Below are 17,453 nucleotides of genomic sequence, written 5' to 3'. Positions count from 1 at the left end.
TATGTAGCACCTGCACAAACTTTTCAATAATAAAAGCAGTCTTTTGACTGCTTTTTAATTCATTTTTATTGATTTATTGGTCTTTTTTAATCTTTATTCTTACAACTAGCCCACTCATACCTAATTGAACCCCTGCCAGAACCTGATTTAATCACCATACTGTCTGCAATTAGATTATTTAAGGCCATTCTTGTGGATTTTATCTGTTTTGCTGTGGTTTTTAATCCTTTTTCTTGAGGGTTGTCTAGTATTGCTGCTCGATCTGCAATCTCATTGGCGGATAGCGGTTTATCAGATTCTTTAAGGACTTGTACAACAAGGGTTTTGATGCTGTTGTGGAATGCTTGTTGCCGTAGTTTTGGTAATTGATCTACCTCTCCAATGATTTGAGCCGCCTCTATTAAAATGCTAATTTGCCTATCTATTTCTTGAACTTGCTTGAGTAGCGACTGCTTATGTTGGTTAAGCTTCTTTATTTTGTTGGTAATGCCACTATTTACATGAGTTTCGGCCATAGTTTAACTCCATATGTGTTATTTTGGTTATGCCGCTAAGAGTTCTGCCATTCTGTGATTGCCTTGCCAGTAACCACGCCAATCATCGGAGGGCTTATTGTTTAGACATCTGGAAACCAAATCATTAAAGATTTCACCGTTGCTCATTCTTCTGGTATCTTCTCTGTAAGCAATCTCGTTTGCATACTCATGTAGATACAAATTATCCATTTTATGAACTTGACCATAATACATGCGTTTAAAACGACTAAAGAAACTCTCGGCTAGGTTATTCGTCACGCCTTCATCTGAGCGATATTCTTGCTGATGGTTAACACGCTTTAAATCATGAAAGTAAATCAGATTGTCATAAGCTGGGCTTTCATCTGTGTGAATGGTGCTGCCTTTTTCAATGTGCTTATTAGCCAGATCATTGATTACTTTGCTATTCTCAGATTTGGCCACAAATGCCATTGTACGTCTAGCGCCAATGAGATTAGGATCTTCAGTTTTTGGGAAGCTGTCGCGCATGACTAAGATTGCACGCTTTTTGGGGTTCTCGTGCTGTTTTAGACGTCTATCAATACGATCTTGCTTTTTATTCTTAGGCTTTCTACTAGAGTGTACATAAGTGGCATCCATGTGGATAATGCCAGATAAGGGTTTTTTACCTGTGTTCGCTTCTTTTTTAAAGCTCTTTACTTGGTAGTTTTTTAAAGCTTCTTTGATTTTATGCAGAAGAACAAAGGCGGTTTTGTATTGAACATCTAAATCACGAGCAATTTGCAAAGCAGATATGCCTTTAGCGGCATTGACATATAAACCACAAGCAAAAAGAATATCACGAAGCGGTAATTTGTGATGAGCAAATAAAGTACCAGAAGTAACACTAAAACGATACTGACATTCTTTACATTGCCATTGGCGACGGGGTTTAATGAAATAGGCTTTATGTGCTTTACCACAGCGAGGACAAACCACTTCTTCACCTTCACCCCAGCGCAATCGCTTCATCACCATAATCGCCTCATATTCGCTCATGCGAGCAATGGCAATCGGTGATAAATTACGAGCTTTTGCGGAGAGTAGGAAGTGTTGGGGCATAGCAAACCTTATATTAAACAAAAATATATCGTATATAATGATTATATATTAATCATGATTTTTTGACAAGCAGATCAATATCATTTATAATGAAAAAAAATTTTAAATGATGTAACCGATAAGTATCTATGAACAAAGACACCCAAACAATCTGGCGAAATAAAGCCAAAGGTATTTTAAAATCTGAAATCGCTCTGCGTAATTTAAGTTATGCCGATGTGGTTGAAAAACTTAAGGCAGTAGGCATAGAAGAAACCCCACAGAATCTAAGTAATAAGATTTCTCGTGGGGCTTTTGGTGCAGATTTTATGTTGCAGGTATTAACTGCGATTGGGTGTGATGAAATCAAAGTCGCTTAATCAAATAAACTCCAAATAAATCCCTTGACTTAAATTTAAGGAACCTCCATGCTTTCACAGCACAGCACAGCACAGCACAGCACAGCACAATAGTGTAGCAATTTTTTCATCAACCTTGCAAGGGATTGGGGGTTGATATGCGTACTGAAGACCAAGTTAGAGATGATGCAAAACTTATTTTGCAATTTGACAAACAAGAAAATGATGTTCAACAAGGTACGGGGCAGGTTACGACTTTTAACCAATTAGGTTTTAAGGGAATTGACAAGAACAAGAAACCTGACGGTTGGTATTTACCAAAAAATGTTAATGATGTCGCCATTATTTTGGAAACCAAATCAGAAAATCAAAACATCAATAAGCAAAACTTTATTGAGGATATTCTTGATTATATTAAGATAGTACAATCAAAATATAGTAAAGTGATAGGTATTCTTTATAATGGTAGTGATGTTATCGTTTATAAAAACCATGAACTTGCTGTAACTGTTGATGAATTGCAAAATAAAGAATATTACATATCTCTTTTTTCTGAGGATTATATTAACAAGCAAAAAATTTATGATTCAACAAAAAAAATCAACAATAACTTACATTTCAATTTCAAAATCAATAATTTATACCACAGAATGATTTTTACTGCCTGTGCCTTGGTAGCTGAAAGATATGACGGAAACCTCACCAAGGTTAAGGATATGGGTTACGCTACTTTTCATACAGCGATTCTCTCTACTTTGTCAAAGTCTTTAGCCTCAGAGAGGCGACAAAATGAAAAAATCGACATTCTTTTAGAGGTTTATGGTGAAATAAGAATTAATCAAAATGATTCCCAAGAGGATATTAATTCATTTATTGATGAAGTTGTTAGTATATCCAATTCCATTAACTCTGATTATTGGAATGGTGAAGATGTAATGGCAATATTTTTTAGTGAATTCAACCGTTACAAAGGAAAAGCTGAACATGGACAAGTGTTTACACCTGAACATATTGCCTCTTTTATGTATAAGTTATTGGATGTGAATAAAGATGATTATATTTTAGACGCAACTTGTGGTTCGGGTACATTTTTAGTTAAATGTATGTCAAATATGATACAAGAGGCTGGAGGTAATCAAACAGAAAAGGCGAAACATATTAAACAGCATCAACTACTTGGTATTGAAAATTCGAGAGAAATTTATGCCTTAGCTTGTGCTAATATGTTGATTCATAAGGACGGAAAAACAAATTTGGAGCAACTAGACACACGAGGAAGTAAGGCTTGCGAATGGATAAAATCTAAAAAAAACATTACGAAAGTCTTAATGAATCCACCTTATGAAAATAAATATGGTTGCATGGACATAGTTAAAAATGTACTCAATAATGTTGAGCGTAGTACTATGTGTGCTTTTATTTTACCGGATAGAAAACTAGAAACAGTAAGAAGTTCGAAAAGATTACTAAAAACACATCGGTTGTTGAAGATAATTAAATTACCAGAAAATACTTTTGATGAAGGTGTTACCTCTTCTATTTTTGTTTTTGAAGCAGGAATACCGCAAGGCAATAGAGAAATATTTGCTTGTAATATTAGCGAAGATGGCTTGGAACGAGTTAAAAACCAAGGAAGGCAGGATATAAAGAAAAAGTGGGCAAAAATAGAAGATTATTGGATAGATGTCATTACTAAGCAGACAGGAAATGATACTATACAATGGTTGCAACCCGATGGAAAACTTGAATACATGTTGCCAATGGAGAAATTTGAAGTATCCAGAAATGATTTTAAAAAGACGGTTTTAGATTATTTGCTTTTTCAAAATAATTTATCTTTGAAGCAAACGCAATCGAATATAACAGGTCATATTTTGTATGGCTTAAAAATAAGTGAATTTGAGAAAAAACTTATTAAAACCAACAGCTTAGATTGTGATGAAAATTCTGTTTTGGATACATTAAATTGGAAAGAATTTAATTTAAAAGATTTGTTTGATGTGAGTGGTTCTAAGACAACCTCCAAATCTGAGCTTGATTTAGACATGGACGGGAGGTACCCTTATGTTACAACAGCAGCAACTAACAATGGTATTGCAGGATATAGCTCCATTAAAACGGAGGATGGGGAGGTGTTAACAGTCGATAGTGCTACAATAGGTGCTTGCTTTTATCAGAAAGAAAGCTTCTCCGCTTCTGACCATGTTGAAAAATTGACTCCAAAATTTACGATGGACATTTATATCGCTTTGTTCTTTGTAACTATTTTAAATATAAATGCAAAAAGATATAGGTATGGTTATGAAAGAAAACGTTCGCAGACTGAATTAAAACAAGAGGTTTTGTATCTGCCTTGCAAGGAAAACGGTTTAGATTATGATTATATGAGGAATTACATAAAGTCTATTGGTTACACAAATTACTTAAACCTTTAAGGTATTTATGGCTTTCATCAATATTTACCAATACAGTCTTTTTAACTCTTCATTGAGCCAATCAGGGATAGGGCGTTCCTCATTCAACCATTGACGAATGCGGCGACTATCAATATTTAATGCACGAGCTAAATCAGATTGCCATTGCGTGCCGTATAATACTTGTCCGATAGCTGTTAATGTTTCTTTGTTCATTGTCTATCCTAAAAAACCTAACCGTGATTGGTTAGGTTTTGTTTGTTATTTAAAAATGATTGCTAAGATTGCAATGATATATTTTATGCTTCCTGTATAAATAATTTAGAAATTAAAAACTGATAATCCTCTTGAGATTTATGTTTGGGTTATTTTGTGCAAGTGCTACATAATGGCGCATATATTATATATGAACTATGCTAAAATAAATCATCTGTTTTAGGGGTGTTATTAAGAAAAGCTATGCAAACCTTATTGTTGAAAGAAATTTATGCTGTTTTGAAAAATTTTGATGAATTTTGGCAGGGAGAGACCTTGCAAAGACAAGTTGTAGTGGATGCTATAAATGCCAAAAATAGTGAGCTTATTAAAGCATTGGTTGCTAATGAGAAAGTAAGAAAGACTTATAGTACGGTTATTGATAGTGTGGAATTATTTGATTTTTCTGGGCTTATAAGTCTTATTCGTTATAAGGAATATTGGCAAGATAGTTATACTCGTTATCGTAGCAGTATTGGATTAACAGTAGATGGATTGTATTTAGATTATAACTCTGATGTTGTATTAAGTTTTCCCTACAAAGACTGTGTGTTGGAGGGTGGTATGACAAAAGAGGAAAGTTTAAAACAGGAGGTTTTTTATAACGAAATTGTTGCCCAAGATGAAATAGATAGGTTATTTGAACCCAAAGTATTGTGTAATGCTGTTCGTTTTACTCAAAAAGGAATTGAAAGTGTTACTAAACTGACAGAGACAGACAATTTCATTGTAAAAGGGAATAATTTGTTAGTATTACATAGTTTGGTAGAAAAATACAGAGGAAAAGTCAAGTTAATCTACATAGACCCACCTTATAACACGGAAAATGATAGTTTTGAGTATAATGATAGATTCTCACGCTCAACATGGCTAACATTCATGAAAAATCGCCTTGAAATAGCCAAAAGTTTATTATCTGATGATGGGGCAATTTTTGTTCAATGTGATGACAAAGAACAGGCATATTTAAAGGTTCTGATGGATGAGATATTTGAATACAAAGAGACTATTGTAGTTTTAACAAGTACTCCAAGTGGTGTGAACGCTATCAATGTAAAGCGTGGCGAGCAGATGTTTAAATTAAAGGAATATATATTATTTTATGCAAAAAACAAATCGTATAGATTTAAACCACTTTTTATTAAGTCAAAATTCAATAAAAATTATAAATATGAGGTGGTAAAAAAAGATGGAAACTATGAGATAAAAGACTTATCTCTTGATATGACAGAAAAAGAATTGGAGGAATACTGCTTAAATAACCCAAATAATATTTATTCTTTGGAAAAAAATAATAAAAAAGCAGGGGATAAAATAAAACAAGAAATTGAGAAAAGTAAGCAAAATAACAACCAAGTTATTGAATTTTTAAACAGTAAGGGTAAGGAGATGTTGATATATGATGGTGGTGTGTTCATTTCTTTAAAAGAAAGAATAGTCACAGAAAAAAATAAAAACTATTACGGAGTTTTGATTGGGGATTTATGGGACGATGAGATATTCCAAACAAGTGCTTCTGAGGGAGGCGTTAATTTAAAAAATGGCAAAAAGCCAGAAAAGCTACTAGAAAGAATTATCAATCTAGCAACTGATAAAGGAGATATTGTACTTGACTTTCATTTGGGAAGTGGTACAACTTGTGCGGTAGCTCACAAAATGGGTCGTCAGTATATAGGCATTGAGCAGATAGATAATCAAATTGATTTATGCTTAACACGTTTAAAAAACGTTATTAATGGGGAATCAAGTGGCATATCAGATTTTGTGAATTGGCAAGGTGGGGGTGAGTTTATTTATTTTGAGTTAGCAAAATTTAATCAAAGTTTTGTTGATGATATTATGAATGCAAAAGAAACACAAGCCTTGCTAGATATTTTGCATAGTGATAAATTTGCTAGTCATGCTAATTTGAATTATCAAGTTCAACTAAATGACTTGCTAAATACTACTTATCAAAATAATAATGAAGTTATCGGTTTTATGGATTTAAGTCTAAAAAAGCAAAAAGAGCTGTTAATTGCCTTACTAGATAAAAATCAATTGTATGTTAACTCATCAGAAATGGACGATATAGATTTTGCCATAACCGAGCAAGATAAGATATTTACACGCAATTTTTATCAAGATGTGAAATAGGGTTGTGTCATGGCTAGGAGAGGTAATAGAGTTACACAGGCAACAGATTTTTTATATCATAAAATAGATAATGTCCGCAAAAGTATGGATTTATTATCAGATATACAGGGTCAATATTGGACAACTGATAACATATCGCATAATCTTAGTAAGGATTTAAGACCTTATCAAGAGGAGGCAATGTGGAATTTTAACTATACACAGAAAATAGAACAGCCCATTAATCATGTGTTATTTAATATAGCCACAGGTGGTGGAAAAACACTTGTTATGGCAAGTTGCATTCTTTATTTGTTTCATGAATTTGGCTATCAAAATTTTTTATTTTTTGCAAATACAGACGCAATTGTAAAAAAGACAAATGATAACCTTTTAAATGTCGCAAGTGAGAAATACTTATTTGTCAGAAGCATCATCATAGATAATCAAAATATTCAAATCAAGCAAGTAGAACAATTTCCACGAGTACCAGATAAAAACACTATTTATTTGGTGCTGACAAGTATTCAAAAATTACATATAGATTTAAATAATCCCAGAGAGAATGGTTTATGCTATGAGGATTTACAAGAAAGCCCAATTGTTATACTTGCTGATGAAGCACATCATTATAATGCTCAAACAACAGGAAAATCAAATAAAAATAATGACAGTGCGTGGGAATTAACCATTCAAAATCTATTGTCATTGAGACAGGATAATAGATTACTAGAATTTACCGCCACATTAGATACTAACGAACCGTCCTTATATGAAAAATATAAGGATAGAATAGTCTATAAATATGACTTGAAAGAGTTTATGCAACAAGGTTATTCAAAGTTGGTTATGTTACTTGAAACAGATAGTAATGATAGCCAGAAAATGCTTGAAGCTGTATTGCTTAGTCAGTACAGAAAGTTAATTGCTATCAAGTATGGTATATTGGGTTTTAAACCTGTAATATTATTTAAATCTAACACCATAAAAACATCAGAGATGGTTCACCAATTGTTTATGAATATGATAAACAATTTAGAACCTGTCAAGGTTCAAGAATATATTAAGATAAAAAAGCAACAGGTAAAAGAAAAACCAAGTAGTATTTGGCATAAATTATCAGATTTTTACCTAAAATATGGTAATTTTGGCGAGATTATTAAAGGAATTCAAGATGATTTCCATGAACTTAACATCTATAATGCCAATAGTGAAGACATTCTCAAAAACGATAATGGCTTTATTTTGAACAGTTTAGAGGATGCAAATAATCCTTACAGGGCTATTTTTGCAGTGGCAAAGTTAAATGAGGGTTGGGATGTATTAAACCTGTACGATATTGTTCGTATTAAAGAGAATGGCAATGCCACAAGTAAAAGTACAACTAGTGAGGCACAACTCATTGGGCGTGGTGCAAGGTACTACCCTTTTGCTTTACCTTCTCAAAATGCTAGTCAAATAAGACAATTTGATAATAGTACAAATGAATTGGCAATTTTGGAGCAGTTGCATTATCATACTATGAATGACAGTGATTATATTAAATTATTACATCAGTCATTAATTAATGAGCAGGTTTTAAGTCAGGTGGACGGCAATAAAAAATTGGTATTTGTTAAAGTCAAGGATAGTTTTAAACGTTCTAAAATATATAAACATGGCAAACTTTATATTAATGAACAGGATAAGCCTAGCCATAAAAGCAATTTTAAAGAATACTCCATTGCTGATAAAATAATAGTGAGTTATCGTAAAATAGATGAAAAGCTACTAACTGATATTAAGTTTGGTAACAACTTAATTATTTCTAGTAATGAAATACCTGTGATAAGATTAACCAAACCCTTTTACCGAAAAGCGATTATGCGTAACCCCTTTTTTAAATTTGATAATCTAAAAAAATACTTTCCAAGTTTGAATAGTATCAGTGAGTTTATTACACATGAGAACTATTTGGGTGGTTTAGAGATTGGTGTTCATAACTTACCATTGGATTTTAATTTTGATGAAATATCATCAAAGGATAAATTGGAACTTTTAGAAAGAGCCTTGACAAAAGTTTCTGAAAACCTTAGAAAAAACTATGAAAAAGCTCATGGTACAGGGCGTTTTGTGGGTATTGACATCAATGATATTGTTAAAGACCATGAACTACTGATTGATGATGAGAGTATACTTAGCTTACATGAGAATAAAGCTCAAAAAATTGAAGTAAGAAGTATCGGCAAAGGGGTAAATAACTGGTTTGTTTTTGATACATTGGTTTGTAATGGACTGGAACATAAAATGGTGATGGTATTAAAAGAGGCTATTAGCAAACTATCTAACCAATATGATGAAATTTATCTGATCCGCAATAATGAGAATACAGCAGGTTTGAAATTAACTCAATTTAAAGGGGTTAAAGGATTTAAACCAGACTTTTTGCTCTTAATGAAAGATAATGATAGAGAGTATTTTTATCATGTCTTTTTAGAGGCAAAAGGGGAGGCTTTCTATGAACAAGATAAATGGAAAGAGGATATGTTGGAATTAATAAATGGTAGTAAAGAAGTATGTATTACTGTTGATGACACCAATGTTAGATTAATAGGTATGCGATTTTATAGGGACGGTCAAGTAAATGAAAGCATTTTTAAGCAGGATTTTTACAATAAAATTGTTAAAGATAAGGGTCTATTATCAGAGTCAGAACTATTTTCACTAGAAAGCAATCAAGTTGTAAGCAAGGGTGGTTTAATCAATCAACTCTCAATACTTGACTAATAAAGGGCTACACAGCCCTTTTTGTTTAAAAGCCATAGCTATATTTTACAGTATCTGGGGATACTCTTTTTAAAATTGGTATAGAGAAAGGAACAAAAGATGATGAACCGTCCTTATTGTAATTGACAGGACACAACATTTTACCGCCAGATTGTATACACTTTATTGATGAGTGGTTTGGGTCAATTATAACCCTCTTTTCATCAATTGCTTTTTTGAGTTGAACTATATCTAATACAGCCCATTTTTCAAAATTAGTATTAGTTGATAGTTTATCAATAAATTTTTTGCCATTAGTAATGCCGTACATTAGAAAGTCAGCTTCTATCTTAAAAAACTCCGATTTACGGCGATTTGGGTTAGGATTATATTCTCTTTCATAACGCAAAGTGACATCATTATAGGTCTTGTAATAGCTATCACGAAACCTGTATTGAACTGTTGAGATCTCACCGTTGGATAGGGTGATGTAAGCATCTATACCTTGTTCTAAGTCTACCTTTTCCAAGTCGGTTTTGTTAACCAATTTTTCTGACCAACCCATTGTGGGATAAATTATTTTTTTGGCAAGGCTATGAAACACATAGTCTGTAAAGTCACGGTCAGATTGATAAGCATTCATAATAATACACCTGAAAGGTCAAAAAAATTCCCTAATGTCTACAGAGAGTGCGCTAGCGAGTTTATAAATATTTAATAAACTGATGTTTTTCTCTCCACGCTCAACCGCACCCAAATAAGAGCGGTCTATACCACAAAGGAGAGCTAGACTTTCTTGGGAAAAACCTTTTTCAATGCGAAAAAATTTTAGTTTTAATCCAAAATTTTTAAGTTGGGTGTTTTTATAGGTAGCTTGGGACATAGGTGGATTTAAACATGGTTTATTAACTTATTCTACGGTTTATAAACATCATTATAAATAAAGATAAAAATAAATAATCCCATAACAACTTGTTATGGGATTTAAAATGTGTTTATATTTTTTCCTTCAAAAAATAGGAAGCCAGTAATATATACTTTTAAGGCGATATAAACCAAACTCACCTGTATTATCCAATTTGACAAGTTCAAGCCGTTTGGTGTCTTTTGCACTGATTTCTTTGCTCTGAAAAATAAACATAGCATGACGTAACCATTGTAGTTCATCATGCTTGGTTTTGTCTTTTTGGGGCTTTTTCATGAGCTTTATCAGCTTTTTCTCGCAAGCCAAACGCCTAGCATTCAAAGATTTCTGTTTGGTGGTAAGAACTTCTGTTTTGTTTGGTCTAGGTACGTTCAAGCTAAGATTATGTGTATCTCTAAGATAAGTAACAAATTTCAAAAGACTATTGTACTGACCTGCCGTTTTGACGAGATAGTTGTTAAAGTGCTTGCGGGTGGGCAATATATCCCATGGAATGTTATTCATCAGATACATGTCAATGGCAGGTTGCAACGCCAAACGCATAGTTTTAATGGTAATTTTACCCATGCTAATCTGTTGTTCTAAACTGTCATGATATTCTTGAATAATCCTTGGAATAGGGTCTAACTTTTTGAGTAAGTTAGCAATACGTTCTTGTTCTGCAATCAAGTTCTTAAATTCTTGATTGATTGTGAGCCGTAGAGACGCTTCTAACCAACGGACAACCCTAAGATGGTGTCTTAGTCCGTCCACACCAAAATGAACTAATAACGGCTCGTATGGCGGTATATAACCCCATTGCTCATCACAAACAACAAAGAAATCCATATACTTGGTAAAGGCTTTTAGAGTGTGTATGTTGTCGTAATTTTTAATAAGATGATGAGCAAATTCTCGGTAATCATCTCTTAATTGCTCGCTATTTAAGATAAAGACACTAGTTTGAATGGATTTTTCAAAAGTTCTTTTGATGGTGCATGAAACACAGTATTTGCCACGTCCTATCGGCATGACAATTTGACACCTTTGGCATTGACATGTTTCACCTGTGGCACATGCCTTACAAACACCTTGTGTATTGACAAGGCGTGAAAAACGACATAGTTTACAGGTTTTGCGAGTACCCATTATCTTATCAAAGCATGATTGGCACATGGTGGTTTCGCTTTGATAATAAGGATTTTTTGCAAGTTTACTACGCTTATACACGTTATGCTTTTCTTTGGTGCAGACAGGGCATATATTCTGTGGTCTAAAATAGCGGTTATTGCAATAAACACAAGCGATACCGTAAACTGTTTGCACTCTACTGCGTTTAGGGCTGTTTGTTAGGTCACGGTGGCAACGAATACATTCAATATTTTCATTCATGACTTAGCCCCATTTACACCATAAGCCTTACGTTTTAATAAAGCAAAGCGATTAACGACCTGTTTATATGTCTTAGGCTTATAAACTTTCTCTTTTTCTATTTTATTTTCTCGTGAATTATCAATCAAACTCTCATATATTGACATGAATGACGGTGGTATAGTCATACTGTCAAAGGCAAAAGCGGAACGATTAACGCCACATTCAAGACATAGGTTGGTAAAGGCTTGTTTATCGGTGTTAATGAGACAAGGCAGTGCAAGAATAATAGGCAGTCGTTCATCTAAGGTTAAAGAACCGAAGTTTAATCCTTTTAATGGCTGATTATCCATTAAAAAGCCTAATGGCACCCCTAATTTTCTCAGAAGCAAAGTCACACTTTGTAATTTATGCCTAAATGTAAAGCGAATAAAAGAAATAAGATAAGTTGTGAGTTCTAAATATTGGATATGGTCTAATGTTTCGCCAAATGCTCGTGCATCTTGATATGAAAATGTGGCATGATAGAAATCTTGCTCAAAGACTATTGCGTTTTTGATAAGGGGTACATCAACCGTGATAAGTAATTCATCTTGATTGATGGAAATATCCCAATCAGATACTTTTTTAAAGCAATGACTGCAACGATTAATAAATAAGGGTTGATAAGTTGATAATTTATCATATGTTAAAAGATTGGGTTCGTATGGGGCTTGACAATGCGGACAGCTGTCCTGTAATCTGCACTCATGGATATGGCAAAATAACATAGGACTAAGTCGCCATGCCAAAGATAAATAAGCGGTTTCGTCATGCTCTAAGCATTTAGGGCAAAATACTTGACCGTACGCACTTTTTCTATTCCTTTTACTTATTGATGAAATAAAATAAGTTCTGCTTAGACTGAGGGTGGCACGATAAGCGTCAAATAATTGCTCAAAATTAATCGGAGGACTTGCATTACTAAGTGAATAGATTTCATCTTGAAAAGTAGTGGTAGGATAGGTTACGTCTATGTCTTTCGTCCATAGACGCTCTTTTGCTGTCCAATAGTATTTGGTGAAATCCAATGGGTTCATACCATGTCTTAAACTGGCACGCACAAGCCATGATGATAGGCTTTCATCATGAAAAGCAGGTGTATCAAAGGTCAAAGGGCGTTTAAAAGGGATAACAGGTGGTCTATTCATAGCGTTTACTGTACCTGCTATCTTATTGGTGGTTGTATTCAAGCACACCGTTATGACGGTTGAACGTCCATTTGGTGTTTTGTAAGTCTTGTAGGCGAATGTGTTCGCTGTTGTTATTAATAGCGTTAATAGCACTTTGGGCGACAAATTGTTTTGTGTAACCAACACAACCTTTAGACATTTCAAAGATAACAGATAGTTTCTCTGGTATCGTCAATTGAGATGGTTCTTTTAGAGGTAATACTCGCTCTAAACTACCTACCAATTTAGCAAATTCTTTATCATATTTCCACAAAGGTAATTCCATTACTTGAAAACGGCTGATGTGTTGTGGGTCAGTATGTAGCACCTGTAAAGCGGACTTTGTACCTGCAAGCACAAAGGGGATACACAAAGCATTACAAAGCCATTTGATGACATTCATCATGTGTCGTTGTTGTCTAGGCGAACCAGATAGCAATGAATGAATTTCATCAATAATCACCATTTTTGTGTGAAAATTACGCACATAGTGAACCACTTGATGTTTTAATTGCATGGTAGAACTACTGTAATTATATACAGCATTAAAGCCATCTAATATCGCCATATAAAACTCTTTTTCAGAGGAACTGGCATTTGCCTGTATATAAATAATAGGCTTTCTAACTTCTAAATCCACCGTAACAGGTTCACCAAACTTTCTGTAAAAATGCTTTAATAAAGCTGTTTTGCCGTTGTTTGCTTCACCGACAATGAGCAAGTTTGGCATTTTTTCCTGTTCTGGGTATTTTAGTAATGACAACATCATATCATGTATGTTTTTGGCTTTTGGGTAGCCTATCCAACGTGGCGACTGTACAAAATGAATGCGTTCGTCATTAGGCATAAAAGCAAAATGTGCAAACTCTGGGTGTAAATGAGTTGGCAGGGGCTTAGTTTTTGTGTCTAGGCTTGTTACTGTGTCTGTCATGGGTTTCTCGCTTACTCAATGTCATCAAAGTACAAAGGTTCGTCCACCCAATCGGTAAAGTTGTCATTATTGGGTAGTTTATCGTTTGGTGTGCCTGTTTTTAAAGCAGATGAAGTAGGCGGTAAGCTAGACGTACCAGAATAAAACTCTTTGATTTCATCACTTTCATCATAAAAAATAGCTTGATGATTTACGGATTGATTATCAGACTGGTTTTTAGTCTTATTGACATAGCTTCGTGTGTCTTGATGATGTTTGGCTCTTGCTTGTTGTCGTCTTGCTTTTTTGGTGTTAAGGCTTGCTTGTTCTGTGATTTTCTTTAATTCATCATAGGCAAGTGATAATGAGTGTTCATCAACCACGCCATTTTTAGATTTAAGGTCTTTTTTAAGCAGGTTTAATTCCCAAACACTCATACTTGGCAATGACTGGCTGGCATAAGGAATTTCAAAATATTGCTTAGTAATAGGGTCAAAAAACCATATTATGCTAATATCTCTTGGGTCTTGGCGAAAGATGAATTTTTTCTTTTTGCCAACCACGTTATCCTTGCCTGCCATGCCGTTTGTGTATGTGTCATTGATAAAGTTATTTAAAACAGGGTCATAATAGCGTATACCGTCAATGGTAACCCCTGTCGTCTGTATGGTTCGCTCAAAAGACGGTAAAAAGTCAATGGTAAGCGTAAGCGTATCTTGTGGAATGCTAGGTAAGCCATAACCGTCTGTGGTCTCATCACCTAAAATGCCAATTTCCCATTTTTTTGTGGGTGGCATACCAATACCGCTATGTACCTTTTGATGATAAACTTTGGTGATGTAGGTTAAAAACCAATGCTCCATCTCTGACAATGTCATGGTTGCCATTTTTTCAGAATTATATTCGCCTTTTTTAGCAATATTGGAAAAAGTCGTACCGTCCAATCTGTGCAACTCTTTCATAAAGTTGCCGATAACTCGTTCAATATGACCGCCATATTCAGGTCTTGCAAGCGGTCTAAACTCAATATCAATATTATGCAACGAACAAGACTTTTCAAGCGTGCTTGCGTGAAAATCCGCACCATTATCTACATGAATTTTGCTGGGATAGCCAAACACCTGCCACTTACCGTCTATGTTAAACCTAGCCAGTAATTCATCTTTGGTTTTAATGCTTTGCACAAGGCACATACCAACACTGGTTGCTGACGGTGCGTCCAATGAGATGTAGTAACCTGTAATCATACGGCTATAAACATCAATCGCAAGTGTTAAGTAAGGTCTGCCAATTGGCTTTCTGTGTTCATCATCAACTAAGATAATATCCATTGGCGTATGGTCTATTTGAACCACACTCAAAGGATAGGGTGCTTCTGGAAAATGTCCTGCTTTTGGTGTAAACATGGCTTTGGCTTTTTTCTTAAAGCCACGTTTTTTCAAAGAGACAACAGGCTCAATCTGCTCAATAGAAAGTCGTATGGCATTGGCACTAGGAGGCTTAATATTTTGTTTGATACACTCACTTCTAATTTTACGAATGGTTGCTGATACGTCTGGTTTCAAAGGAGATAAGTAGTATTCATGAATGACACTATCAATAATATTTGTCTGATGGTTGGAAAGTCTGCGACTACCTAATTGCCAACCCCTTTTTCTATCAATCAGACTTGATAGATTTGGATTGTTCTGATAACGACTAACCCAACGTTTTAAAGTGCGTACAGGCACACCTGTTTCATCTGAACGTTCTTGATAGGTGGGTATATCAGTGCCATATACCTTTTTGATAAAGGGTTCAATCGCCATATAACGATTTTGAGCCGTCTGCCAATTAGTATCGGAAATCATGGTAACGTCCAACTGCTCTAAGTTGGTACTGTGAGTGTTATCCATGTCACTAATTGGTAACAGGGTTATTTTTAAAGTTGTAAGGTCTTTAAATAAACCTAAACTTAAATCAACCACTTCTAGCAGTAAATACTGTTTAGCGGTAGATTTATGAGTGTATATATTACCCACTTTAAGGGTGATTGCACCACGTTTTAAGTTTACGCCAGTTGGATTTAAATGACACTCTTTGTCCATTTCAATAAACTGGTCTAAATCTGTATCTATCATTGTCACACGCCCATAAAATTAGTTGCTCATCTTTAATGTCATCTGTCCAGATATCAAAGTCTATGAGTTGTTGCGACATCATGTATAGTAAAATACGGTGTCCTTGCTTTCTAATATCGCCCGCTTTAAAGTAAAGCTCTAAGATAGTTTCAACAGTTGTTATCTCTCTATTGTCTATTTCATCAAGCAACTTTTTGATGACAGTCCTATCAACATACAGCCTTTTGTAGCTATTTAAGATGTTAAGATTATACAAGGCTTGGTGGCGAATGCGACTTTCATCATAGATATGAAAAAGAAAGCCATTGTTTTTGGCGTATTGTTGTGCCACTTTCCACTTATCAGACCACTCTCGCCAATTCTCACGCCATTCAGTCTCTGGCTTTACTTCAATTAGTAGCGACTTTTGTGTACAGTTATGACAGCTAAATTGCACAAAGTAGTCTGGTGTATATTCATGTGTCCTGCCATTCTTTTTAAAATCCAACGTAATAGGTTGGGGGACAATATCCACAACTTGTCTTAAAGAAGTAAAATAAATTAAGAAATCTCGTTCAAGCGTGCTTTCGTATGGTATCATATCACCCTTATAGGCAAGTTTTCCTGTCACGCTTCGATAATTTGGTTTTATTTTACGAGTTTGTCTAAAAGTAAGTGTCATTTATTTAGTTCCAAAATCGGTTATTTTTATAAAAAGTGCCACTTTATTAGGATAAAAAGTGCCATTTATTTAGGCTATTATAACATGAAAGTCAATGGATTAGAGGGGGGTTAAGTGCCATTTATTTAAGAAAATGACAGCGGTAGCCGTCCAAAACCTGGGGAAATTTCGTTATCACATCATGGTGTATTATTTTTAGATGAGTTGCCAGAATTTGACCGAAAAGTATTGGAGGTTTTACGTCAGCCAATTGAAGCCAAAGAAATCATCATTAGCCGAGCAAATAATCAAGTTAAATTCCCTGCCAATTTTCAGCTGATAGCCGCGATGAACCCTTGTCCGTGTGGTTATCATGGCGAACCTTCTGGACGCTGTCAATGTAGACCCGAACAAATTCGCCGTTATCAGGAAAAATTATCAGGGCCACTGCTTGACCGAATAGATTTACACGTTTATGTGTCAACACTGCCAATTGGTGATTTGCAAAATGCCGCCAAAGGTGAAGATTCTAAAACGGTCAGACAACGTGTTATCAATGCTAGAAAAATTCAGCTTGATAGGCAGGGTAAAGCCAACCATGAATTATCGCCAGGTGAAATTGATATCTATGCTGTTTTGGGCGATAAAGAAAAAGCACTATTAACCACTGCACAAAGTCGATTAAATTTGTCTGCTCGCAGTTATCATCGAATTTTGCGTGTAGCACGCACTATCAGTGATTTGGAAGCAGAAGATAAAATTAGTACCAAATCATTAGCCGAAGCATTGAGCTATCGTGGCTAATTAATGTTATTCCAACACTGGATTTAAG

The 17,453-nt window shown here is 34.7% G+C and carries 14 protein-coding genes and 1 pseudogene; 5 read left to right on the top strand and 10 right to left on the bottom strand.

Annotation, left to right across the window (positions count from 1 at the left end; translation table 11 throughout):
* Positions 1-86: 86 nt before the first annotated feature.
* A complete protein-coding gene (locus ACZBKJ_RS07180) occupies positions 87-515 on the bottom strand; it encodes a hypothetical protein (RefSeq protein ID WP_463200305.1) in 429 nt (142 codons plus the stop codon).
* 27 nt (positions 516-542) lie between these two features.
* Positions 543-1,598 (bottom strand): IS1595 family transposase, encoded by a 1,056-nt coding sequence (locus ACZBKJ_RS07175; RefSeq protein ID WP_463200304.1) that lies wholly within the window; start codon positions 1,596-1,598, stop codon positions 543-545.
* Positions 1,599-1,726: 128 nt separating this feature from the next.
* Between ACZBKJ_RS07175 and ACZBKJ_RS07170 the strand changes: the two genes are divergently transcribed.
* Both ACZBKJ_RS07170 and ACZBKJ_RS07165 read left to right on the top strand, forming a co-directional pair.
* Positions 1,727-1,957, top strand: coding sequence for a DUF6471 domain-containing protein (locus ACZBKJ_RS07170; RefSeq protein WP_463200303.1), 231 nt, complete (start codon positions 1,727-1,729; stop codon positions 1,955-1,957).
* Between the two features lie 137 nt (positions 1,958-2,094).
* Entirely contained in the window at positions 2,095-4,371 is a 2,277-nt protein-coding gene (locus ACZBKJ_RS07165) for an N-6 DNA methylase (protein WP_463200302.1), read from the top strand.
* A 24-nt stretch (positions 4,372-4,395) separates the two neighbouring features.
* Here the strand turns inward: ACZBKJ_RS07165 and ACZBKJ_RS07160 are convergent, their stop codons facing one another.
* A complete protein-coding gene (locus ACZBKJ_RS07160; RefSeq protein ID WP_463200301.1) occupies positions 4,396-4,566 on the bottom strand; it encodes a helix-turn-helix domain-containing protein in 171 nt (56 codons plus the stop codon).
* A gap of 243 nt (positions 4,567-4,809) precedes the next feature.
* Between ACZBKJ_RS07160 and ACZBKJ_RS07155 the strand changes: the two genes are divergently transcribed.
* Both ACZBKJ_RS07155 and ACZBKJ_RS07150 read left to right on the top strand, forming a co-directional pair.
* Positions 4,810-6,741 (top strand): DNA methyltransferase, encoded by a 1,932-nt coding sequence (locus ACZBKJ_RS07155; RefSeq protein WP_463200300.1) that lies wholly within the window; start codon positions 4,810-4,812, stop codon positions 6,739-6,741.
* A 9-nt stretch (positions 6,742-6,750) separates the two neighbouring features.
* Positions 6,751-9,486 carry a DEAD/DEAH box helicase family protein gene (locus tag ACZBKJ_RS07150; protein ID WP_463200299.1) on the top strand — a complete coding sequence of 912 codons (2,736 nt, stop codon included), beginning with the start codon at positions 6,751-6,753 and terminating at the stop codon, positions 9,484-9,486.
* Positions 9,487-9,511: 25 nt separating this feature from the next.
* Here ACZBKJ_RS07150 and ACZBKJ_RS07145 read toward each other — a convergent pair whose 3' ends face one another.
* The 7 genes from ACZBKJ_RS07145 to ACZBKJ_RS07115 all read right to left on the bottom strand — a co-directional run bounded on the left by ACZBKJ_RS07145 (position 9,512) and on the right by ACZBKJ_RS07115 (position 16,642).
* The gene (locus ACZBKJ_RS07145; RefSeq protein ID WP_463200298.1) at positions 9,512-10,108 is read right to left on the bottom strand and encodes a hypothetical protein; all 597 of its coding nucleotides are present in this window, start codon (positions 10,106-10,108) and stop codon (positions 9,512-9,514) included.
* Between the two features lie 18 nt (positions 10,109-10,126).
* Positions 10,127-10,348, bottom strand: coding sequence for a helix-turn-helix domain-containing protein (locus ACZBKJ_RS07140; protein WP_463200297.1), 222 nt, complete (start codon positions 10,346-10,348; stop codon positions 10,127-10,129).
* Between the two features lie 126 nt (positions 10,349-10,474).
* Positions 10,475-11,761, bottom strand: a complete 1,287-nt coding sequence (locus ACZBKJ_RS07135) for a hypothetical protein (protein ID WP_463200296.1) — start codon at positions 11,759-11,761, stop codon at positions 10,475-10,477.
* Entirely contained in the window at positions 11,758-12,930 is a 1,173-nt protein-coding gene (locus ACZBKJ_RS07130; RefSeq protein ID WP_463200295.1) for a TniQ family protein, read from the bottom strand. Before ACZBKJ_RS07130 ends, ACZBKJ_RS07135 begins: the two co-directional genes overlap by 4 nt.
* A 22-nt stretch (positions 12,931-12,952) precedes the next feature.
* Positions 12,953-13,882, bottom strand: coding sequence for a TniB family NTP-binding protein (locus ACZBKJ_RS07125; protein WP_463200294.1), 930 nt, complete (start codon positions 13,880-13,882; stop codon positions 12,953-12,955).
* 11 nt (positions 13,883-13,893) lie between these two features.
* A complete protein-coding gene (locus ACZBKJ_RS07120) occupies positions 13,894-15,981 on the bottom strand; it encodes a transposase (protein WP_463200293.1) in 2,088 nt (695 codons plus the stop codon).
* Positions 15,950-16,642: a TnsA endonuclease N-terminal domain-containing protein gene (locus ACZBKJ_RS07115; protein WP_463200292.1), complete on the bottom strand. Its 693-nt coding sequence runs from the start codon at positions 16,640-16,642 to the stop codon at positions 15,950-15,952. The genes ACZBKJ_RS07120 and ACZBKJ_RS07115 overlap by 32 nt, the downstream gene beginning before the upstream one ends.
* A 141-nt stretch (positions 16,643-16,783) precedes the next feature.
* On the opposite strand from ACZBKJ_RS07115, the pseudogene ACZBKJ_RS07110 reads away from it, so the two are divergent.
* Positions 16,784-17,425: pseudogene (locus ACZBKJ_RS07110) on the top strand (ATP-binding protein); the annotation flags it as partial.
* Positions 17,426-17,453: the final 28 nt, after the last annotated feature.

The sequence above is a fragment of the Moraxella sp. I5G genome, assembly GCF_055193055.1.
The sequence above is the reverse complement of the archived record's forward strand: the minus strand, read 5'-3'. Positions and strand labels throughout refer to the sequence as shown.